Source organism: Chlorobium sp., assembly GCF_049593655.1.
Taxonomy (GTDB): domain Bacteria; phylum Bacteroidota; class Chlorobiia; order Chlorobiales; family Chlorobiaceae; genus Chlorobium.
This window is the reverse complement of sequence record NZ_JBAWHG010000063.1, coordinates 17,948-38,900: the sequence shown is the minus strand read 5'-3', so window position 1 is coordinate 38,900 and position 20,953 is coordinate 17,948. Positions and strand designations below refer to the sequence as shown.

The following is a 20,953-nucleotide window of genomic DNA, read 5'->3' as shown; positions in this document are numbered from 1 at the left end:
GAAAGGGCTGGCGTTGGGGTGTTACTGAGGAAAAGCGATTCCTTGATCATCCTCTGGTTCGGTGCGTCCTTTACATGCGTTCTTTGAGCCGACTTCGCCAGTATCTTGGCCGTCTTTTCTGGTGAGCCACCGCCACGATTACGACCAATTCTGACTCAACGGCATACAACAGACTGTACGGAAAATGGTTCAGGACGGCCACTGCTGCAAAAGGATTTTCGGTGATGAAGGTCACTCCCCTTCGGACTTCTGCAAAGAACCTTAGGCCGACACCTGGCGCTTCGTTTTGGTAGTACCGAATCGCCTCACGGAACTCCTCATCTGCTTCAGGAAGAAATTCCGAGTTCATGAGATGTCAGCGATAGCCCGATTAAATACATCTTCCGCCGGGATGCCTTTCACTTTGCCCTCACGGAATTTCTGGAGCCGACGATCGGCCTCCTGCAACCAAAGGCGCTCTACCTCGGATTCAGATGGTTCATCCAGGCTAAGCAGAAGCGACCCCGCCAACCGCGCTCGTTCTTCCAGGCCAAGCTCCATTGCGTCATTGATTATTTCTTCGAGTTTTTTAGACATTTTTCTGTCTCCTTTGTTTCTTCGAGTCGAACATGAACGAGGATAAGCAGCGCTCCGTGGCGGAAAATATATGTGGCGACGCTGTGTATCTGCCCCGTCCGCTTGTTCGCCCGCCTGCAGATAGGCGGACAAATGACTACGGAGCGCTGGGCCGTATCAGCCAGCATAAAATAAGCAATACGGGAATTTATTCTGGGTGAATCCTCTCGATCAATTCCGAATGCAACAGTGATCAGTTACAAGGATGAAGGCATCATTGCCGTGGTTAGCCGGATCTTCCATGCAATTAGTTTACGTAGTTGCGAGCGTCCAATCCTCCCTAAATTAACGTCGGCGCTTGAGCGCGGGGTTAGGCATCAGCCGCGGCGCTGAGTGCATCGATGTCCGCGCCAAGAAAGGCGGATAAGTGATCGGAGATCTTTTCAACAGGCCAGTCCCACCAGGATATTCGCTGAAGTGATTGAACAACGGTCTCTGGAAAGCGATGCCGAATCAACCTGGCAGGATTACCGCCGACGATTGCATAAGCCGGGACATTCGAGGTGACGACTGAACGAGTAGAAATGATCGCACCGTTGCCGATGTTGACGCCCGGCATTATTAATGAGTCGTAGCCAATCCAGACATCGTTTCCAACGACGGTGTCGCCCTTGTACGGCAAATCTTCGGGCTGTGGCGAACACCGCTCCCACCCATTTCCGAAGATATAGAACGGGTAAGTTGAGAAGCCCTTCATTGGGTGATTGGCCCCATTCATAATGAATTTGACGCCTCGCCCGATTGCGCAGAACTTTCCGATGATTAGCTTGTCGCCAATGAACGGGAAGTGGTAGAGCACATTGCGCTCGAAGCCCTCTGAGTCATCTGGGTCGTCGTAATAGGTGTAGTCGCCTACGACGATGTTCTGGCTTTTAATCGTGTTCTTGATATAGCACACCTGCGGAAAACCGGTCATCGGGTGCGGGTTCTTAGGATCTGGCCCTTGCATGTGGTGCCTTGGTTTCTGATGCCTAACAATGTTTAAACTGATCGGCCTAATTCAGGAAAAACAGAAAGCTTTTTTCTGTATAAGACGATTTCATACTCACAGTCACAGACCAGTCAATTAATTATTTATAAATAACTTAAACGCATTAACAACTATGCAGACCTGTCGGTTTATACAGATCAGTCTAAACCGACAAGAAACATGCGTATAACCCATTTTGGTGCGCACATCATATCAATCTTCCAGCATTTGCTTGCAAACGACCTGCTTACTACTTTCACAACAACGGTTTACAGGAAATATAGCGAAACAGCGGCAAGCCATCAAAATATCACACCACCAGGCAGGCAATAACGATGCATCAAAGCACCGGCGGTCAGCCATCTCACGATTTCAGCCCGGAGATCACCGTTGGCGACGAAGGGAAATCAGGAAACGAAAACTGAATCCCTCGTCGCGTAGCCTTCAACACTCCTCATTCCCCATAAGTATTTAGAGCAAAAACAGTATCACAATTCCCTCCGGTTTTTAAAGCAGAAGGAACGGTTCCCGGTGTTACAGGTTGCACATAGCGCTCAGGAATTCCCGGCACATTATGTTCCGGTATACTCATCGTTCATAGCATTCTTGCGTCTGGCCTGACGCTTTGCTTCCTTTTGCGAGAACTTCTTCTCGATCGCCAACCCAACGGATGTGCCTTTCTCAACCTCTGTCCGAGCCCAAACTCCGAGCTTCAGTATCAACTCGAACTCCTCCGGAAGGTAGTCCCAGCGGTAGTTGTTGCAGGTGACATGGGCCGGCAAGTAGTTGTCTTCCGCATGCATTCCCCCTGCACTGTGGGCGAGGATATGGTCAGCATGCCACCGGCCACGGATATCACCCCCGCAGATGTGGCACTTCCCTCCGGTCTTTCTCAGAATTGCAGCTCTCTCCCCGGCGGACAACAGGGACCGGCGCGGTCGTCGATTGGCATCCTTGCCTTGCTCGCGAAGCCTGCGCAGCGCGGTCAATTGATCGTGGAGTTCTTTCCCGTCGGTTTCGCCTGATACGCTCACATGTGCCCCCTCGTTCATTGACCTGAAGCTTGAATTAAACCGCGCCAGGGAAGCAGCGCGGCGGCTTGAATGAATTGCCAGCACGCCCTAAAAGACCATGACATGGTCAACAAGGTACTTGCCGTCTTGCTGAACTAAAACCATCTCCGCAACGAAGTCCCCTGGCAGCCTGGTGAAGCTCTGCTTCCAGACCACGGCAACAGACTCAGTGCGTCGAAAGACAGCGACGAACTCCCGTTTGGCGAAAAAACCCTTCGTGCTCTGGTAGTCGCGGCAAATCCACTCAAACCGCTCTTTTGACAAAACACCTTTCAAGCGGTCGGTGAAATCCCTGATGTGTCTTTCATAGTCGATCGCCGTCGAAGCGTCCATCAAGTTGTCCATGATCGGATTGGCAACCGACAGGATTTCTTCATCTGATTTCCGGGACAGGTCCATGCGGGCTTCTCCTGAGCGCTAACAATGTTTCTATGGTTTCCGTGCAAGACTCCAAAAACCGGATTTCTCTCGGTATATGACGCTTTCGGATGTTTTTCCTGAAGACAGTAAAACCTTTTCTCAATACCCTGCTCCCAATACAATCATGTATACGAGTCCTATGCGGATCGGTATAAAACCACCTACGTCAACGTCCAGCAACCAGGCGTCGCGCTATGCTTCAGCATTGGGAGACACCAGCACATCAGGCAAAGTTTTGTATCTTGAAATGTAGTGTTTCTACAGAAAAAATCCACCCTCAACCCGACCACCCCATGCGCCCAAAACACCTCATCCGCATACTCCCCCTCTGCGCAGTCCTGCTGTTCGCCGGATGCAGCGGCAATGCACCCGAGAAGGCTGAAACGGCAAGCGAGAACGCAGCCGTACAGAAACAGGCTTCAAAAATCATCGAACCGTGCGAGCTGGTGACTGAGGCTGATGCGGCAAAGATTCTCGGGGAAGCGGTGAAACCGGCGGAGAAAAGCGAGCAACAGGTGGTAGGCATGAAGCTCTGCCTGTACAACCCGGTCGATACCGAATCCACGCAGTTCCTGCAGGTCACGCTGACGCAGGACTCCTTCATGCCCCCTCAGGGCATCGCTTCGGCATCGATCTACAAAAGTCTGAAGGATAATTTCGAAGGGATGAGAACCGATATCGAGGGCGTGGGCGACGAAGCGTTCATTGCAACCGGCGGGATCTACATCATGGCCGGCGGTTATTACATATCCATCAGTGCCGGCAACATCAATTCGGAAACCGTGCGGAACCGGCTGATCGAAACGGGAAAAATTGCCGTGGCGAAATTGGAGCCCTGAAGTAGCTCGAGGGGTTGCTCCCCGCTTTACCGATATGCCGCTCCTACGGAGCTAAAAACCATCGTTGGGAGGCGGCTTCTGACCCAGAGGTTCACTCTGCGCTACCGATATGCCGTCCCGACGGGACTGGATTCAAGCTCCGTAGGAGCGACATGTCGGTAGATTACAACAACACGCCCCCCCCCCTTTTTCAAGCCCTGTCAGGGCGACATGACGGTAGCGCCGGGTGATAACCCGGCGGAACGCATTAAAACATATTTTTTGGGGATCCTGTGTCACGGGATTGCTCCCCGTGCTACCAATATGCCGCTCCGGCGGAGCTGAAACCCATCGTTGGGAGGCTTGCTTCCGACCCAGGGTTGCACCCCGTGCTACCAATATGCCGCTCCTACGGAGGAGCGGTACTCATTACTGGTTGCCAAGCTTCCCAAGGGTGGCGGCAATGGAACGCGTCAGCTTGTCGACAGCACCATCGACGGCCTGATCCATAGTCGCTGCCTGATGTTTAACCGCAAGAGGCTGAAGGCCGGCGAGACGAGCCTCAAGCAGGCAGCGTTTATCCTCCGTGCCGAATTTCTTGTCGCTGTTATCATCGCTAAGGTGAACTTCCACCCGCGTGATTTTATCGCCAAAGCGCGCCAGGCTGCTTTCCACTACGCTCTCGATCCGAATCGCCTGTTCTCTGTTGCCTTCGATATTGCTATCCGTGTTGACCTGAATGATCATATTGTTCTCCTTTCGCAGGGTTATCTCATTGTATTGGGTGTGCAGGACGACTCCGACCTTAGTAACGGTAGATCGCAGCAATTCCGCTCTTCGTCGGCATCCGTTCGGCAGGTACGATAACGACTTGCCCTCCCATCTTCAGGACCGACATCCCCAAGTCATCGAGCACGTCATCGACCTCCGGATGCGCCAGATTGTCAAACGCAATATCGCCGGTCGCAGCATCGATCCGACCGGGAATCTCTCGATCGGCTTCGATCAGCAGGGTGGCTACCCTTCCGCCAACAACCGACCTGGCAACCTGTGCTATATCGTCATCACCGAGTCCCTCGGCGCTCGCGTTACCGAATTCCTCCACCAGTGCAGCCAGTCGCGCCAGAAAGCGGGGCTCAAAAAGCTGCCAGGCGCGTACACGGAGTTCGTCGATCGACGACAGGGCATCCGGGTGGATATCGATGCTTTCGTCTATCAGGAATGGGTTGGCGCTGATTTCGTGAAACAGGTGATGATGCTCGGGAAGTGCTGCGAGGATCAGCGGCAGACCAGATGGTTGGGAGTGGCGTTCAAGAATCCCCCGGTCAACGGCGCGAAAAAAACGTTCCGCATCAATGTCAGCCTCCGCCTTTTTCCCTCCGTGACCATGCCGCATGGGCGCCTGGGATCCACCTGCGCCGCCATATGAGGCGACGGTGAGATGCGAATCGGTCAATTTTTCCCCCAACGCATGAGTGAGCGTGCGCGGCACTTCCTTATGCAGTCGAATCTCGCACAGGACGTCACGGTTACCTTCGAAGAGCTTGGCTTCCTGCCGGTTCAATCCGAGAACATGATAACGATCGGCAGACTGAAGAATGCGCATCAGGGGTTTGGTATGAAAGCTATCGGCCACAACAACCAGTTCGGCAACAGGCCGCTGGAGTCTGTAAACCCGGAAAATGCCTTTCGCGCCCAGCACCGCCAGCCCTTCATTGGTGTGGTTCCAGAATTCGCGGTCGTCAGCCAATGCCAGAAATGGTTCCAGTAATAACCGAACCTCTTGCTTCGGGAGTTTTTGCAAAAGCGACTCCTCCAGCGCCTTGACAAGATTCCCGAACCGGATCGGATCCTGCTGATTGTCCGGATGCTGCCGATGGGTCGTCTGGTAAAGCGATAGGCAAGGGGGGGCACAATTGTCCAGAAGCCCCGCTGCATAGTCCTCATTGAAAATGTTCACATTGTCTCCTCTTTGTTAGCATAAAACACGTCATCCTGCCGCGCGATCAACAGCAATGCCGCCTGACATCTGTCGCCACAGCACGCTTCAGATATTTTAAAAAATCCTGTACAACATCATTTTTCAATACCTTAATCATCAACACCATCATGTATGCGGGGACTGCGTTCCTTGTCGCGAGGTTGCACCCCGTGCTACCGATATGCCGTCCCGACGGGACTGGATTCAAGCTCCGGAGGAGCGACATGTCGGTAGATTTCAACAACACGCCCCCCTTTTTTTCAAGCCCTGTCAGGGCGACATGACGGTAGCGCCGGGTGATAACCCGGCGGAACACATTAAAACATATTTTTTGGGGTATCCTGTGTCACGGGGTTGCACCCCGTGCTGCCGATATGCCGCTCCTCTGGAGCTGAAACCCATCGTTGTGAGGCTTGCTTCCGACCCAGGGTTGCACCCCGTGCTGCCGGTATGCCCTCCCCGCAGGACTGAACCCGATCTTGCGGCTCACCACCCACCGCTCACGGCTCACCTTTTACGGCTCACCGCTGACAATCCTGAGCAGCTTCAATCAGGGATTGAGCTGCCAGATGGTAAAGTTCAGAAACGCGGCAAAACTGACCCACATCAGGTACGGCACAAGCAGATAACCCGCCGTTGCGGAAACCGCCCTGAAGCGTACGATGGTCACGACTATTGCCACCCAGAGCAGCAGGATCACCGAGAGCCCTGCAAGCGGATTCTGCAGGCCGAAAAACGCTGCCGACCAGCTCATGTTGAGGAGTAGCTGCAGAACGAAAAACGCGATTGCCGTCCTGACCTCGTTTTTTTCCAGGCCCGCTTTCAGCACCATCCAGAACGCTATGGCCATCAGCAGGAACAGGAGGCTCCAGGCCGGGGGAAAGAGCCAGTCGGGCGGATTCCACGAAGGCTTGACGAGCTGAACGTAATACCATGCCGAACCCTTTTCCGGGGTGAAGAGGCTGCCGGTGAAGGCTGCCGAAAAACAGATCGCAAGAGAGAGGGCGAGCTTGGAGAGACTGGTTTTCATGGTAATGGGTGTCAAAATTAACGGTTTATCAAACAAACAGATAGCTCCGGCCTATAATTCCCCTGTTTTTGCTTCACGGCATTTCTGCAGGCCATCGGAGACGCATACGGTCTATATTTCGGCAAAATGTTATATTGTCGTCCACTTTACGCAAACGGCGCCAAAACGTCCATCAGTACACCATGAGCAGAGAACTCGATACCGCCGTAAAGGCCGCGAAAGCCGCAGGCGAAATCACTCTCCGGAAATTCGGGGAGATCTCCTCCCGCGAGATCGTGCAGAAGGAGTTCAAGGATTTCGTCACCGAGGTTGACAAGGCGTGCGAAGCCTCCATCAGCTCGCTGATAACGGCAGCGTTCCCCGAAGACAGCATGCTTTGCGAGGAAGGCACCATTGCCGAAGGGGGATCCGGCCGCAGGTGGATCGTCGATCCGCTCGACGGCACCCTGAACTTTATTCACTCTTTTCCGGTTTTTTCAATCAGTATAGCGCTCCGCGACCCGGAAGGAGAGATTCTTTGCGGCGTCGTCTATCAGCCCGTTCTCAGGGAACTCTTCACCGCCGAAAAAGGCGGAGGTGCTTTTCTGAACGGCAAGGCCATCAGCGTATCGTCACGGTGCGACAAAGAGAGTTTTCTTATCGGAACCGGGTTGCCGTTCAAGGAGTATCACTATCTCGACTCCTATGTAGCCATGCTCAAAGAGGTTATCCATGACTCCGCCGGTATCCGCCGTGCAGGGTCGGCGGCCATAGACCTTGCCTATACCGCATGCGGCCGTTTCGACGGTTTCTGGGAATATAAACTCTACCCCTGGGACTTTGCCGCGGGCGTTCTGCTGGTGCGCGAAGCCGGAGGGACCGTCACCGATTTCGAAGGCCGCGCCGATGTGTTTCTCAAACAGAGCATCATTGCTGGCAACGCGACCACACACCCCATGCTGCTTGAAAAGGCACTGAAGCATTTCCATCCGGAACTCCCTCTCAAACCATGATGAAAAGAATCCCGTTTTTCTTTGCGCTGCTGCTCACGCTTGCGCTTCAGCCCCGCACGGCGGGAGCGGAGCCGGCAAAAGCCCCAGCACCCGCCGCGGCCGCCCAACCGGCAGAACGGAACCTGCAGACAGACATGGCAAAAGGTAAATCCCTGTTCGTCAGGAAGGAGTATGCCGAGGCCCGCAAGCTATTCGAGGAGATCGTGATCAACTCCGGCGGCAACCCCAAAGCGAAAAGCCTGCATGCGGCAAGGCTCTGGCTGGCGAAAACCCTGTTCATGCAGCAGGATGCCAAAGGGGCAGCCGAACAGCTCGAACTGCTTCTGAAAAACCCCGCGGCAAGCGGACTCGAACCGGCAACCATCTATGAAGCGCATTTCGATCTCGCCGCCTGCCGCCTGATGCTCGGCCAGAAGCTCCCCGCCGCGCTCGACTACCTGAATGTAGGGGTTTCGGCCGCTCCGGCAGGTATGGAAAAAGTACGCGAAACGGCGCTCGGCAATGCGCGCCTGATCGCCTGCACCATGCTCGGCGCCGATGAAATCACAGCGCTTGAACGGGTAGCGAAAACTCCCGACCTGCAGGCGTTTTTTCTGAACGAACGCATGCAGAAATATTTGCGCGAAAACAATACCGGCGCATTCAAAAGCTCGATACCCCTGACCGAAACCCTGCTCCGCTCCCCGTCGGTCAGCCCGCTCTACCGCCAGTTGCTCCTGTCGCTGCAGCAGCAGCAGAAAGCCCTTGCCAAAGGAACCATGAAAGAGCGGCGCATAGGCATCCTGCTTCCCCTGGAGTTCACGGTTTATTCCCGATCATCCGCACTGCCGGCGGGCAACCGTGTGTTTGCCGGTTTGCACAACAGGCTGCTGAAACAGCAGATAAACCAGCCCGAACTGCTCATCAACACCGCAACGGCATCGACCTCCGGCAGGGAAAAGAATCCCGCTGAAAAACTCATTGCAAGCCATCGGCCGACTCTCCTTATAGGACCGCTCTTCAGTGCCGAGGCTGTCGAAGCCGCCCGTGCGGCAAAAAGCGCAAAAATACCGCTCGTCACCCCAACCGCAACGGACAGCAGAATCACGGACAACAATCCCTGGTGTTTCCAGCTGAACCCGACGCACGAAGAACGGGGCCGCATTGCCGCCCGCGAACTGCTGAAAACATCGAAACCCGAAGCGGTGGCGGCCATTGCCGAAAAAAGCCCCTATCTTGAAGAGATGGCCAAAGGGTTTCTCGACGAGATCAAGCTTGCCGGAACGAAAAAAGTGGTCTACGGCGCACTTGCCGCGGATACCGATTCCGCCGCAGCCGCAACGGCGATAGGCGGCATGCGGGGAAAGACCTTCGACGCGCTCTATCTTCCGATGGACAAACCGGCGGTCATCGACAGAACCCTTTCCCTGCTCGAATCCTCCCGAACAGGATACAAGCGTCTTTTAGGTTCGGGCATATGGGAAGAAAAACCGGTGCTCACCCGCTTCAAGGGGCGGATCCCCAATGGCATCACCTTTTTCAGCGATTACCATACCGAATACGACGGAGCCAAAACCGCGGAAATCGCCAGCAGCCAGCAGCTGCTGTGGAACACTCCGCTGTCTGCATACTTCTGGTACGGATACGACACGCTCGATTACCTGCTGAACCTCCTCGCCCTGAAACCGGTCGGAGGAGCCCGTGAGCTTGCCCAGGCGCTGCGCAGCGCGCCTCTTTTCAGAGCACACTATAGCAGCTACGAGTTCGGCGGCGGCAACGTCAACCGCTCGATGAACGTGCTCCGTCACGAAAGCAATGCCACCAGAAAAATACGTTGAACCGCTCCCCTGCAGCGGAACTGCAGGTTTGAATCCCTTGTGTTCTTTGTTATCTTAAAAGCTTTCAGATTTTTCGTTCGATTTCATTTTCCGCTGTCCCGGACCGGGCAGAGAAAGTAAAGACCATACCATGCTTATTCATCAGCGCACCCTGCAAAAAGAAGTATCGCTTCAGGGAACCGGCCTGCACACCGGAAAACCATGCACCATCACCTTCAAGCCTGCTCCTGCCAATTACGGATACCTTTTCGTACGTACGGACCTTGAAAACACTCCTGAAATTCCCGCCCTGATCGACAATGTCGTCGATGTGCTCAGGGGCACCACCATCGCCTGTAACGGCGTGAAGGTGCATACGACCGAACATGTGCTCGCTGCGCTCTATGGCCTGCAGATCGACAACTGCTGCATCGAAATGAACGGCCCAGAGCCTCCGGTAATGGACGGAAGTTCGCTCCCGTTTGCCGAAGCCCTGCTCGGCGCCGGTTTCGAGGAGCAGGAAGAACCGAAAAACTACCTCGTCATCGACGAAACCGTGGAATACCACGACACGGAAAACCAGGTCGATATCGTCGCCCTCCCCCTCGACAGTTTCAGGATGACCGTCATGGTGGACTATAAAAACCCCGCGCTGGGCTCGCAGCACTCCGGCCTGTTCGACCTCCAGCAGGAGTTCATGAAAGATTTCGCGCCGAGCCGCACCTTCTGCTTTCTCAGCGAAGTCGAGACCCTGGCAAACCAGGGGATCATCAAGGGAGGAGACATCGACAACGCCGTCGTGATCGTCGATAAAACCATGCAAGCCCGCGAACTCGGTTCACTTGCCGAAAAACTCGACATCGAAGCCGACGCACTCCGCATCGGCGACAACGGCATCCTCAACAACAGGGAGCTGCGATACCGCAATGAACCGGCCAGGCACAAACTGCTCGACCTGCTTGGCGACATGGCGCTGCTCGGCATGCCTGTGAAGGCACAGGTACTGGCTGCAAGACCGGGCCATGCATCGAACGTGGAGTTCGTCAAACAGCTGAAAAAATATGCCGACCGGAACAAGCTGGCACGGCAGTACCAGCATGAAAAGAAAGCCGGCGTGGTGTTCGACATCAATGCCATTCAGAACATCCTGCCGCACCGCTACCCGTTCCTCCTGATCGACAAGATCGTCGAGTTCAAGCTCGACGAAAAGATCGTTTCCATCAAAAACGTCACCATGAACGAGCCCTTTTTCCAGGGTCACTTCCCCGGCAATCCGATCATGCCCGGCGTACTGATCCTCGAGGCGATGGCCCAGACCGGAGGCATCATGATGCTCAACGGCAATGAAAATATCAAGGAGAGCGTGGTCTACTTCATGGGCATCGACAAGGCCCGGTTCCGCAAACCGGTTCTGCCCGGCGATACGCTCGTCATCGAAGCGGTCATGACCAACAAGCGCAGAACCGTCTGCCAGTTCGACGGCAAGGCATTCGTCAGGGGCGAGCTGGTCTGCGAAGCCTCCCTCATGGCGACGGTCGTGGCTAAAAACAAGTAAACAACCCGCTCGTCTACTGCTGGCGCCCTGCCCTCAACGTCAGGGCGCTCATGCAATCCGTCACCTGCACACCCGCGCCAATCCTGCGTTCCCATCCGTTATCAACAGAACCGCCAACAAGTTATCAACATTCATTCAACATGTCGGCGAACGGACAGGAGAAAACTAAAGCATTAAAATAAAACGAGTTAAAAAATCGTCCGTACGTACAGTCTTTTTTTACAAACACTTATCCACTGTTCGCAGGAAAACCCGGGACGCTTCCCCCGCTTCCGCAGCTCTTCACGCAGCCGTTATCCCCTGACCGCCTCCCGCGTCCAGATCCCTGAGACGGATCTGCCACTGTTCGCGGTTGTTCCAGCTCCTTTTTTCAAGCGAGTATACCATGGAAAACCTGACGCGCGGATCGGCCTCGAGCGCCCTGTAGATGTCCGGCCGGTCAAAACCGATAACATCGAACAATCTCCCGTTTCCGCCTCTCACGGAAAATTTCACATGCTTCTCCTTGAGCAGCCGGGGTTTTCCGGCAAGCGAAAGACCGGAAGAGAGAAAAAGCGGCTCGCGGTTTCCATATCCGTAAGGCGTAAACTGCTCAAGTACATTCATGAAGTTCGCCGAAACATCGTCGATATCGAGACGGGAGTCGATCTGGAGCTCTTTCTGGCGCCTCTCGGCTGGCAGCATTGCGGCACATATGCCATCGAATTTCTTTCTGAACCCGGCCAGATTTTCCGGACGGAGGGTTATGCCTGCAGCCTGGTTGTGGCCGCCGAACTGCACGAGAAAATCGCTGCACTCCTGGAGGATCTCGTAGATGTTCAGCCCCTCGACACTCCTTACCGATCCTTTGATCATACCGTTCATGCTGCCCATGATGACGGTCGGCAGGTAGTACTTCTCAAGCATTTTCGAGGCCACGATGCCAAGCACGCCCAGATGCCAGGCCTCATCATAGAGTACAATCGAGGAACAGAAGGATGCAAAATGGCCCTCGACCATCCGGTCCGCCGTTGAAAAGACTGCCGTATCGATTGCCCTTCGCTGCTGGTTTATCCGTTCGAGCTCCTCTGCCGCACTCCTTGCCCCCTCTTCGGTGGCGGCAAGCAGCCACTCGACGGCGAGCTGAGCCGACTGCATCCTTCCCGCGGCATTGATTCTGGGCGCAATCCCGAATGCGATATGGTACATGCCGAGTTCGTCGGCCTTGATCCCCATAAGCGAAAACATGCTGCCGAGGCTGTGACGCTGCGAAGTTCTCAGCCGCGACAGGCCTTCGCTGACAAGAATCCTGTTCTCCTTTTCAAGCGACACCATATCGGCTGCCGTTGCAATGGCGACAAGATCGAGATACCTGCTCCAGCTCTCCTCTCCGCTGCCAAGCCGTTCGGCCAGAGCCTGCACCAGACGGAAGGCGACCGCACATCCGCAGAGGTCCCTGAAAGGATAGCTGCAGTCCGGGACTTTCGGGTTGAGAATGGCAAAAGCCGGAGGCAGTTCGTGCGGTTCGTGGTGGTCGCAGACGATGACGTCGATACCGGATTTCCGGCAGCGCAGGATGGCTTCCTCCGCCCGGATGCCGCAATCGACGGTGATAATGAGCTTTACCCCCGACGTTTCGGCAAAAGCGATCCCTTCGGGGGACAATCCGTACCCTTCGGTGAACCGGTCGTTGATGTAGTAGGAGACCTCAGCCCCCTGTTCCCTGAGAAACAGACAGAGCAGGGCGGTTCCGGTTGTTCCGTCAACGTCGTAATCCCCGTAGAGAAGAATTTTTTCCCGCTTCTGCAGCGCTTCGAGCACACGGCCGACAGCAAGCTCCATATGCTGCAGCATAAAGGGAGAGGAAAGCTGCCCGATCGAAGGCCGGAAAAACGCTTTAGCCTCGTCAAAAGAGGTGACATTACGGTTGCACAACGCTCTTGCCACCGGAACACTGACATTGATCGCTTCCGAAAGAGCGGCAACAGTCTGCTCGTCCGGTTCAAGCAGTTTCCAGCGATAACGTTTCATATGGCGAAGGTATAGGCTTGCAGATCGAAAAGAAATTCTATATAACATTTTCACTGCCCCTTAACAACAGGCATGCTGGTCTGGCGGCGACGCCCGGCATTTGAAAAATGCGGGTAAATATCCTACATTATGTGCTACTGTTTTTCAACACGGCCCGCGAAAAACCATCGTCAACACCTTACCACATCCCGAGCATGAACCTCGTCACCATCGAACGGCACATTCTTGAACAGCAGAAATTTTTCCCTGAAGCGACCGGCGAACTGACCGATCTGCTCAACGATGTGGCATTTGCCGCAAAACTTGTCCGCCGCGAAGTGGTCAGGGCCGGCCTTGTCGATATTCTCGGTTTTGCCGGCAGCACCAACGTTCAGGGCGAAGAGGTGAAAAAGCTCGATCTGTTCGCCAACGACAAGATCATCAACGCCATCGGCCAGCACGGACGGTTCGCCGTGATGGGCTCGGAGGAGAACGACGGCATCATCATTCCTCCGAAGAACGAAACCGGCAGCTATGCACTGCTGTTCGACCCTCTCGACGGCTCGTCGAATATCGATGTCAACGTCAGTGTCGGCACCATTTTCTCCATCTACAAGCTCAAGGGCGACGATCCCTGCAAGGCAAGCATCAACGACTGCCTGCAGCACGGTTCCGAACAGGTTGCCGCCGGTTACGTCATCTACGGCTCATCGGTCGTCATGGTCTACACCACAGGTCACGGCGTACACGGCTTCACCTACGACCCCACCATCGGCGAGTTCCTGCTTTCACACGAAAACATCGTCACCCCGAAAAAAGGCAAATACTATTCGATCAATGAAGGCTCCTACGCCCAGTTCAACGAGGGCACGAAAAAATATCTCGATTATATCAAAGAGGAAGACCCGGCAACAGGCCGCCCCTACAGCACCCGTTACATCGGATCGCTGGTCGCCGACTTCCACCGCAATCTGCTGACCGGAGGAGTCTTCGTCTACCCTCCGACCACCACGCACCAAAACGGAAAGCTGAGGCTCATGTACGAAGCGAATCCGCTCGCCTTCATCTGCGAGCAGGCAGGCGGACGGGCAACTGACGGAAGGAACAGGATTCTCGATATCCAGCCGACCGCCCTGCACCAGAGAACCCCGCTCTACATCGGAAGCCTGGAGGATGTCCTGGTAGCCGAGGAGTTCGAGCAGGGCCTTCGCTGAATCTGAAACGCATACGAAAAAAAGAGGGCGCAACCGGTGTTGCGCCCTCTTTTTTTTGCTCCCCTTACAGCTCTCCCCTCTCGAATTCCGGATAGAATATCCGCTGTATCCCCACCGTTTTTCCGCTTGAGGGGTCGAGCGACAGAACGATCCCCGAAAAATGCACATCATCTTCGGCGCACTCATACTTGTGCGGCGTCTGGAAGAGCATCCGGTCGGTCGCCGACTTGATCTGCATGCCGATAACCGACTGATGGGGTCCGGTCATTCCCGCATCGGAACAGTAGCCGGTGCCTTTCGGCAGAATACGTTCATCGGCCGTCTGGATATGGGTGTGGGTTCCCAGAACCGCCGATACCCGTCCGTCCAGGTACCAGCCGAGAGCGATCTTTTCAGCCGTGGCTTCCGCATGGAAATCGACGAAGATAAAGCGCACCTGTTCCTTCGTCTGCTCCTTGATCTGCTTGAGCACCCAGTCTGCGGTCCTGAAGGGACAGTCGATCGGGTACATGAAGGTTCTCCCCTGAAGATTGATAACGGCGATGTCCCCCATACCTGCAGGAAGCTTGTAAATTCCGTAACCCCTCCCGTACGTGCCCTTGGGATAGTTCAAGGGACGTAAAACCTGGGAATTGGACTTCAGGGTATCGAAAAAATTGAAATTGCTCCAGGTATGGTTCCCTCCGGTCACGACATTGACGCCGGCCCCGATGAGCTGGTTGAGCGCTTCGAGGCTCATTCCCTTGCCGTGATGGGCGTTTTCGCCATTGCAGACGACAAAATCGACGCTGTACTTCTTTATGAAGTTTTTCAGCCAGAGATCGACCATCTTCAGTCCGGGAGTACCGACAACATCGCCGATGAACATCACCTTCAGGGTTTTCTGTGCCATACCTTTCCTATTAACGTATTTTATTTACTGAAACTGCCTGTTCCGGCAAGTTACGCATTACCCGCGAGACAGAACAGCGCTATTTCATTCGCGGCGCGGGTATTGCGCAGGCATTGAACTTGTAAACCCCCTGAACGGGTTCTTCAGTAAACAGGACTTTTCACATCAGCAAAACGGAGGACGACCATGGATACCAGGAGAAAAATCGGGAAGGTGTTCAAAAGCATGCAGGTTCTCGAAGGCGCAGGAGTTCTCCTGAAGCGCGCCTTCGGCTTCAGCCAGCTCCCTCTCTTCGATCCCTTTCTCCTGCTCGACGATTTCCGCTCTGCCAGACCCGAAGAGTACCTGAAAGGCTTCCCCTGGCATCCGCATCGGGGAATCGAAACCATCACCTACGTGCTCGACGGCTCTGTGGAACATGCCGACAGCATGGGAAACCGGGGCGTCATTTCAGGCGGAGGGGTACAGTGGATGACCGCCGGAAGCGGCGTCATACACGAAGAGATGCCTTCCGGAAACGAACGAGGGGAAGTTGCCGGTTTCCAGCTCTGGGCGAACCTTCCCGCATCGGAAAAAATGATGCCCCCCCGCTATCGCGACATCAGATCGTCGGAAATTCCCGTGCTCCGGCTGGATAACGGCGTGGAAATCCGGATCATCTGCGGGAGATATGCCCAAAGCACGGGACCGGTCAGCGGCATAGCCATCGACCCCGAATATCTCGACATCACCCTGCCGCCGAACGCAAGCTTTACCCACGGGATGCCAGGCGGCCGCAAAGCGTTCGCCTACGTCATTGGAGGAAAAGGAGTGTTCTGCAATCAGGACGAACCCTTCGGATACGACACCGAAGGGGTGAGTTATTTCGACATGGAATCCTCTGCACTGGCTGAAAACGGAACCCTTGTGCTCTTCGGCGACGGAGAGAGCATCACCATCACCACCGGGGCCGATCCGCTGCGGATGCTCCTGATTTCCGGCAATCCCCTCAACGAACCGGTCGCCTGGCACGGACCGATCGTCATGAACACCCGTGAAGAGCTGCGCCTGGCTTTCGAGGAGTTCCAAAACGGCACGTTTATCAAAGCAGACGGATAGCAGTTCAAAATCATGCTCCGAAAAGGAACCATCATCACCTATGCAGGCCTGCTGGCCGGCCTGCTGACGATCATCTCCGCAGGATTGCTCCTGATTCCCGAAAAGGTTTCGCCCGAAGCGTTCCGGGCGGCATACGCGGCGCTTGACGCCTACCGGAAAGCACACCCGGAGGAGCATCCCCGCATGCTCGCTGTCGCGGACTATTCGAAGCCCTCATGGCTGAAGCGCATGGCGATCATCGACCTGAAAACAGGCCGGCAGAGCTTCTACCGGGTAGCGCACGGCAGGATATCCGGTGAACTGTACGCCCGGCGTTTTTCAGACACTCCCGAATCGAACATGAGCAGTCTGGGGCTGTACAAGGTGCTTGCAACCTACTGCGGCGATCACGGAACGGCGCTTCGGCTCGAAGGTCTCGAACCGGGACGCAACGGGAACGCATTCCGGCGCGACATCGTGCTGCACTCCGCCGGCTACGTGTCGCTGCGCTACATTCTCCTGAACCTCGTCACCTTCAACGGACCGAGAATCGGCAGAAGCAACGGCTGCTTCGTGGTATCGGCGGGAGAGATCGAAGAGGTCGCCCAACGGCTCGGCAGAGGGGGCTTTATCTACGCGTGGGCTGAAGAACCTGAAGAAAGGGAGTGATCGGACCGATCCGACCGATCGGACGGATACCACAAAAAAAAAACAGCGAAGCCCGGAGTGAACCGGGCTTCGCTGTTTTTTTCGGTATACATGTAATCGGCAATAAAATCGTCGTGAGATGATCGAGGGCAAGGCGGACGAAGCGCAGAAACCGGAGTGTACACGCAGTACATGAGGATTTCGAGCATCGCCCAACGAAGCCATCGATCATCGCAACAGATTTTACCCGATTACCTTACAGTGCGTCGATGATCGCGTTGAACGTCGCGCTCGGGCGCATGGCATTGCGGGTCAGCTCGTCGCTCGGATGGTAGTACCCTCCCATATCGACGGGGTGGCCCTGAGCCGCGATAAGCTCTTCGTTGATCTTCGCCTCGTTCCCGGCAAGCTGCTTTGCAACTCCCGAAAAACGGGCCTGCAGCTCCGGCTCGACGCTCTGTGCGGCGAGAGCTTCGGCCCAGTAGAGCGCCAGATAGAAGTGGCTTCCGCGGTTATCGATCTGGCCGACCTTGCGGGCGGGCGATTTGCGGTTGTCGAGGAACTTGCCGATAGCCTGGTCGAGCGTGTCGGCAAGCACCTGCGCCTTGCTGTTGCTGAACGCTTTTGCAAGGTGCTCCAGCGATGCGGCAAGCGCCGAGAATTCGCCGAGCGAGTCCCAGCGAAGGTATCCCTCTTTCTGGAACTGCTGCACGTGTTTCGGAGCGGAACCGCCTGCGCCGGTTTCGAACAGACCGCCGCCCTGCATGAGCGGTACGACGGAGAGCATTTTTGCGCTGGTGCCGAGCTCGATGATCGGGAAAAGATCGGTCAGGTAGTCGCGAAGCACGTTGCCTGTGACGGAAATGGTATCGTTTCCTGCACGGAACCGTACGAGCGAGAATTTCATGGCTTCCACAGGAGGAAGGATGCAGATTTCAAGACCGGCCGTATCGTGATCTTTCAGGTAGGCGTTCACCTTTGCGATGATCTCGCGGTCGTGTGCGCGGTTGCTGTCGAGCCAGAACACGGCGGGAGCGCCGGTCGCCTTTGCCCGGTTGACGGCGAGTTTCACCCAGTCGCGGACCGGAGCATCCTTGACCTGGCACATTCTGAAAATATCGCCCTCTTCAACCTGCTGCTCCATCAGGACGGATCCTGAAGCATCGACAACGCGAATCGAGCCGTTGCCGGGAGCCATGAAGGTCTTGTCGTGCGAGCCGTATTCCTCGGCCTTCTGGGCCATCAGGCCGACGTTCGGCACACTGCCGATGGTGGCCGGGTCGAATGCGCCGTTTTTCCGGCAATCCTCGACCATCGCCTGGTACATGGTGGCGTAGCAGCGATCAGGAATCATCGCTTTGGTATCGTGCAGCTGCCCGTCGGGGCCCCACATCTTGCCGGAGTCGCGGATGACGACAGGCATCGAGGCGTCCACGATAATGTCGTTGGGAACATGCAGGTTGGTGATGCCCTTGTCGGAATCGACCATGGCGAGCGCCGGACGGGTCGGGTAGACAGCCTGAATATCGGCCTCGATTTCAGCACGCTGCGCTTCCGGAAGATTCCGGATTTTGGCGTAAAGATCGCCGAGTCCGTTGTTGACGTTAACGCCGAGTTCCCTGATGACGGCCGCATGTTTTTCGAAAACATCCTTGAAGAACACCGTAACGGCATGACCGAACATGACCGGATCGGAAACCTTCATCATGGTCGCTTTCAGATGCAGCGACAGAAGAATGCCTGACTGGCGGGCATCGGCAATCTGGTCGGCGAAAAACTGACGCAGCGAACGAACGTTCATCACGGCGGTATCGATAACTTCACCTGCAAGCAGGGCGGTTTTCTCCTTGAGCACCTTGACGTTGCCGGCGCCATCGACAAACTCGATACGAACGCTGGTCGGGGCTCCGACGGTCACGGATTTCTCGCTGCCGTAGAAATCGCCCGATTGCATGTGCGCAACATGTGATTTCGAGTCGCTGCTCCATGCGCCCATCCTGTGGGGGTTCTTTTTGGCATACTGTTTCACCGAAAGCGGTGCGCGACGATCGGAGTTGCCTTCACGAAGCACGGGATTGACGGCGCTGCCGAGCACTTTTGCGTAACGGCTCTGAATCTCCTTCTCGCGGTCGTCTGCCGGAGCTTCCGGATAGTCGGGCACCTTGTAGCCGTGGTCCTGCAGCTCCCTGATTGCGACCTTGAGCTGCGGGATCGAGGCGCTGATATTGGGCAGCTTGATAATATTGGCTTCCGGCTTCAGGGCCAGTTCACCGAGCTCGGCAAGCTGGTCGGAAATTTTCTGGTCGTCGCTGAGATTATCGGGAAAAGTCGCAATGATCCGGCCTGCAAGTGAAATATCCCTGGTCTCCACTTCGACACCGGTTCCTCTGGTGAATGCCTGGATAACCGGCAGCAGCGAATAGGTCGCCAGAGCGGGAGCCTCGTCGATTTTCGTGTAAATGATTTTTGCGGTAGTTGCCATTGTCATCTATGGTTTTATAGTTTTACGTGTTGTATGAAAAGACGGTTAAACGAAAAAAAAGAAAACCTGCCGGAATGCATTCCGGCACAAAGAAGCCTCTCCGCATGAACAGGTCAAACGGAATGCGCTTTACTTTCTCTTGGTATAATGGTACTGAACATACTACTTCAGCAACGGGTCCCCAGCGACCGGCGCAGGAGGGCGTCATCAACCCGGAAGCCCGGGAAGTGACCGGAAGGCAGGAAACCCCGGAAGGCTTCCTGCGGTAACTGTCTTTAAACCTGTACGACAACAAAGGCAGGGAAACACAAGCCCCGCTCTCCGGAGAGGGCCTGCATGTATCTCATGAAAAAAAGAGGGGCAATGCAGCAACTGCCTTACCCCTCTGCCGACGGCTTGAAATCTTCAAGGCCGACTTTCGAGGCAAGTTCGCTGTCGTTGAGAACCTCATGGGCAAGCTTGATCATGGGAATGGTCGCCCCCATGGAACTGTAGCCTCCGTCGTGGAAAAGGTTCTGCATGGTGACTTTTCTGGAAAGATCACTGAGCAGGGTCATGGTATATTCAGCGCACTCCTCTGCTGAAGCGTTTCCAAGCGGCGACATGAGATCGCTGTATTCATACATTTTCTCGAAACCGGGAATACCGCTGCCGGCTTTGGTGTATGTGGGACTCTGGGAAATCGTGTTGATGCGGATGCCGCGCTTTGCAAGCCTCGGCCCGAAACTGCGTACAATGGATTCAAGCAGCGATTTCGCATCGCCCATATCCGAATAGGTCCAGTAGTTGCGCTGGGATGCGATATAGGAGAGCGCAAGAATGCTTGCGCCGTCGTTGATCGCCTCGTTTTTGAGCGCATAGGCGACAAGCCGGTGCAGTGAAAGCCCCGAAACGTCGAGGGTTCTCATGAACCACTCGTAGTTGAGATCCTCATAGGGAAGCTGCTTGCGGATATTCTGCGACATGCCGATGGAATGCACGATAAAATCAACGGAGCCGATCTTCTCTTTCAGCTCCTTGAAGCAGGCATCGACGTCCTCGTTTTTCGAAGCGTCACACACAAGAACAGGAGCGTTTCCGCAAAGTGAGGCGAGTTCTTCCATATTGCCGAAACGCAATGCGGTCGCAACGTTCGAAATGGCAATTTCAGCGCCTTCACGGTGTGCGTGAAGCGCGATCTGCCAGCCGATGCTGCTTTCATCAAGCGGACCGAAGACAATTCCTTTTTTCCCTTTCAGTAAACCATAGTGCGATTTATCGGACATGATGCAAGCTGATTCTTTAACAAAAATTTGGGATTAATTTCCCGTGAGTTCTATAATTTAAACCAAGAAGATACAAGATTCCTGTGAAAAGCTAAACAGTTTCCCGGTAATTTTTACCGGAGGGCGCCTCTCCGGA

General features: G+C 55.1%; 19 protein-coding genes. 7 read left to right on the top strand and 12 right to left on the bottom strand.

Features of this window, described 5'->3' with window-relative positions:
* Positions 1–70: 70 nt before the first annotated feature.
* From WBP50_RS11070 to WBP50_RS11050, 5 genes are all read right to left on the bottom strand, one after another.
* Positions 71–349 (bottom strand): type II toxin-antitoxin system RelE/ParE family toxin, encoded by a 279-nt coding sequence (locus tag WBP50_RS11070; RefSeq protein ID WP_423934478.1) that lies wholly within the window; start codon positions 347–349, stop codon positions 71–73.
* The gene (locus WBP50_RS11065) at positions 346–576 is read right to left on the bottom strand and encodes an addiction module protein (protein WP_423934476.1); all 231 of its coding nucleotides are present in this window, start codon (positions 574–576) and stop codon (positions 346–348) included. Before WBP50_RS11065 ends, WBP50_RS11070 begins: the two co-directional genes overlap by 4 nt.
* 349 nt (positions 577–925) lie before the next feature.
* Complete coding sequence (locus WBP50_RS11060; protein ID WP_423934474.1) at positions 926–1,564, bottom strand: Vat family streptogramin A O-acetyltransferase; 639 nt, start codon at positions 1,562–1,564, stop codon at positions 926–928.
* 593 nt (positions 1,565–2,157) lie between these two features.
* A complete protein-coding gene (locus WBP50_RS11055; RefSeq protein WP_423934473.1) occupies positions 2,158–2,637 on the bottom strand; it encodes an HNH endonuclease in 480 nt (159 codons plus the stop codon).
* 69 nt (positions 2,638–2,706) lie between these two features.
* Positions 2,707–3,057 carry a hypothetical protein gene (locus WBP50_RS11050; RefSeq protein WP_423934471.1) on the bottom strand — a complete coding sequence of 117 codons (351 nt, stop codon included), beginning with the start codon at positions 3,055–3,057 and terminating at the stop codon, positions 2,707–2,709.
* A 314-nt stretch (positions 3,058–3,371) separates the two neighbouring features.
* On the opposite strand from WBP50_RS11050, the gene WBP50_RS11045 reads away from it, so the two are divergent.
* Entirely contained in the window at positions 3,372–3,917 is a 546-nt protein-coding gene (locus WBP50_RS11045) for a hypothetical protein (RefSeq protein WP_423934470.1), read from the top strand.
* 408 nt (positions 3,918–4,325) lie between these two features.
* Here the strand turns inward: WBP50_RS11045 and WBP50_RS11040 are convergent, their stop codons facing one another.
* From WBP50_RS11040 to WBP50_RS11030, 3 genes are all read right to left on the bottom strand, one after another.
* Positions 4,326–4,643, bottom strand: coding sequence for an HPF/RaiA family ribosome-associated protein (locus WBP50_RS11040; protein ID WP_423934467.1), 318 nt, complete (start codon positions 4,641–4,643; stop codon positions 4,326–4,328).
* A 58-nt stretch (positions 4,644–4,701) separates the two neighbouring features.
* Complete coding sequence (locus tag WBP50_RS11035; protein WP_423934465.1) at positions 4,702–5,856, bottom strand: hypothetical protein; 1,155 nt, start codon at positions 5,854–5,856, stop codon at positions 4,702–4,704.
* A 571-nt stretch (positions 5,857–6,427) separates the two neighbouring features.
* The gene (locus WBP50_RS11030) at positions 6,428–6,907 is read right to left on the bottom strand and encodes a TspO/MBR family protein (RefSeq protein WP_423934462.1); all 480 of its coding nucleotides are present in this window, start codon (positions 6,905–6,907) and stop codon (positions 6,428–6,430) included.
* Between the two features lie 182 nt (positions 6,908–7,089).
* Between WBP50_RS11030 and WBP50_RS11025 the strand changes: the two genes are divergently transcribed.
* The 3 genes from WBP50_RS11025 (at position 7,090) to WBP50_RS11015 (ending at position 11,250) form a co-directional block, all read left to right on the top strand.
* Entirely contained in the window at positions 7,090–7,899 is an 810-nt protein-coding gene (locus WBP50_RS11025) for an inositol monophosphatase family protein (protein WP_423934461.1), read from the top strand.
* The gene (locus WBP50_RS11020; protein WP_423934458.1) at positions 7,896–9,716 is read left to right on the top strand and encodes an ABC transporter substrate-binding protein; all 1,821 of its coding nucleotides are present in this window, start codon (positions 7,896–7,898) and stop codon (positions 9,714–9,716) included. The genes WBP50_RS11025 and WBP50_RS11020 overlap by 4 nt, the downstream gene beginning before the upstream one ends.
* A gap of 130 nt (positions 9,717–9,846) precedes the next feature.
* Positions 9,847–11,250, top strand: coding sequence for a bifunctional UDP-3-O-[3-hydroxymyristoyl] N-acetylglucosamine deacetylase/3-hydroxyacyl-ACP dehydratase (locus WBP50_RS11015; RefSeq protein WP_423934456.1), 1,404 nt, complete (start codon positions 9,847–9,849; stop codon positions 11,248–11,250).
* Positions 11,251–11,532: 282 nt separating this feature from the next.
* Here the strand turns inward: WBP50_RS11015 and recJ are convergent, their stop codons facing one another.
* Complete coding sequence (recJ, locus tag WBP50_RS11010; RefSeq protein WP_423934453.1) at positions 11,533–13,260, bottom strand: single-stranded-DNA-specific exonuclease RecJ; 1,728 nt, start codon at positions 13,258–13,260, stop codon at positions 11,533–11,535.
* 194 nt (positions 13,261–13,454) lie between these two features.
* On the opposite strand from recJ, the gene fbp reads away from it, so the two are divergent.
* Entirely contained in the window at positions 13,455–14,453 is a 999-nt protein-coding gene (fbp, locus tag WBP50_RS11005; protein ID WP_423934480.1) for a class 1 fructose-bisphosphatase, read from the top strand.
* Between the two features lie 64 nt (positions 14,454–14,517).
* Here the strand turns inward: fbp and WBP50_RS11000 are convergent, their stop codons facing one another.
* Positions 14,518–15,345, bottom strand: a complete 828-nt coding sequence (locus tag WBP50_RS11000; protein WP_423934451.1) for a TIGR00282 family metallophosphoesterase — start codon at positions 15,343–15,345, stop codon at positions 14,518–14,520.
* Between the two features lie 186 nt (positions 15,346–15,531).
* Between WBP50_RS11000 and WBP50_RS10995 the strand changes: the two genes are divergently transcribed.
* Positions 15,532–16,443 (top strand): pirin family protein, encoded by a 912-nt coding sequence (locus WBP50_RS10995; protein ID WP_423934449.1) that lies wholly within the window; start codon positions 15,532–15,534, stop codon positions 16,441–16,443.
* A 12-nt stretch (positions 16,444–16,455) separates the two neighbouring features.
* Positions 16,456–17,091: a murein L,D-transpeptidase catalytic domain family protein gene (locus WBP50_RS10990; protein WP_423934447.1), complete on the top strand. Its 636-nt coding sequence runs from the start codon at positions 16,456–16,458 to the stop codon at positions 17,089–17,091.
* A gap of 235 nt (positions 17,092–17,326) precedes the next feature.
* Here the strand turns inward: WBP50_RS10990 and WBP50_RS10985 are convergent, their stop codons facing one another.
* Together WBP50_RS10985 and WBP50_RS10980 are read right to left on the bottom strand one after the other, a co-directional pair.
* Complete coding sequence (locus tag WBP50_RS10985; RefSeq protein ID WP_423934445.1) at positions 17,327–19,552, bottom strand: NADP-dependent isocitrate dehydrogenase; 2,226 nt, start codon at positions 19,550–19,552, stop codon at positions 17,327–17,329.
* 377 nt (positions 19,553–19,929) lie between these two features.
* Complete coding sequence (locus WBP50_RS10980) at positions 19,930–20,817, bottom strand: enoyl-ACP reductase (protein WP_423934444.1); 888 nt, start codon at positions 20,815–20,817, stop codon at positions 19,930–19,932.
* Between the last annotated feature and the right edge of the window lie 136 nt (positions 20,818–20,953).

Excerpts from the sequence above, each read along its gene's own strand:
- WBP50_RS11070 (WP_423934478.1), bottom strand. The coding sequence starts at position 349 with ATGAACTCGGAATTTCTTCCTGAAGCAGATGAGGAGTTCCGTGAGGCG.
- WBP50_RS11065 (WP_423934476.1), bottom strand. The coding sequence starts at position 576 with ATGTCTAAAAAACTCGAAGAAATAATCAATGACGCAATGGAGCTTGGC.
- WBP50_RS11060 (WP_423934474.1), bottom strand. The coding sequence starts at position 1,564 with ATGCAAGGGCCAGATCCTAAGAACCCGCACCCGATGACCGGTTTTCCG.
- WBP50_RS11055 (WP_423934473.1), bottom strand. The coding sequence starts at position 2,637 with ATGAACGAGGGGGCACATGTGAGCGTATCAGGCGAAACCGACGGGAAA.
- WBP50_RS11050 (WP_423934471.1), bottom strand. The coding sequence starts at position 3,057 with ATGGACCTGTCCCGGAAATCAGATGAAGAAATCCTGTCGGTTGCCAAT.
- WBP50_RS11045 (WP_423934470.1), top strand. The coding sequence starts at position 3,372 with ATGCGCCCAAAACACCTCATCCGCATACTCCCCCTCTGCGCAGTCCTG.
- WBP50_RS11040 (WP_423934467.1), bottom strand. The coding sequence starts at position 4,643 with ATGATCATTCAGGTCAACACGGATAGCAATATCGAAGGCAACAGAGAA.
- WBP50_RS11030 (WP_423934462.1), bottom strand. The coding sequence starts at position 6,907 with ATGAAAACCAGTCTCTCCAAGCTCGCCCTCTCTCTTGCGATCTGTTTT.
- WBP50_RS11025 (WP_423934461.1), top strand. The coding sequence starts at position 7,090 with ATGAGCAGAGAACTCGATACCGCCGTAAAGGCCGCGAAAGCCGCAGGC.
- WBP50_RS11020 (WP_423934458.1), top strand. The coding sequence starts at position 7,896 with ATGATGAAAAGAATCCCGTTTTTCTTTGCGCTGCTGCTCACGCTTGCG.
- WBP50_RS11015 (WP_423934456.1), top strand. The coding sequence starts at position 9,847 with ATGCTTATTCATCAGCGCACCCTGCAAAAAGAAGTATCGCTTCAGGGA.
- recJ (WP_423934453.1), bottom strand. The coding sequence starts at position 13,260 with ATGAAACGTTATCGCTGGAAACTGCTTGAACCGGACGAGCAGACTGTT.
- fbp (WP_423934480.1), top strand. The coding sequence starts at position 13,455 with ATGAACCTCGTCACCATCGAACGGCACATTCTTGAACAGCAGAAATTT.
- WBP50_RS11000 (WP_423934451.1), bottom strand. The coding sequence starts at position 15,345 with ATGGCACAGAAAACCCTGAAGGTGATGTTCATCGGCGATGTTGTCGGT.
- WBP50_RS10995 (WP_423934449.1), top strand. The coding sequence starts at position 15,532 with ATGGATACCAGGAGAAAAATCGGGAAGGTGTTCAAAAGCATGCAGGTT.
- WBP50_RS10990 (WP_423934447.1), top strand. The coding sequence starts at position 16,456 with ATGCTCCGAAAAGGAACCATCATCACCTATGCAGGCCTGCTGGCCGGC.
- WBP50_RS10985 (WP_423934445.1), bottom strand. The coding sequence starts at position 19,552 with ATGGCAACTACCGCAAAAATCATTTACACGAAAATCGACGAGGCTCCC.
- WBP50_RS10980 (WP_423934444.1), bottom strand. The coding sequence starts at position 20,817 with ATGTCCGATAAATCGCACTATGGTTTACTGAAAGGGAAAAAAGGAATT.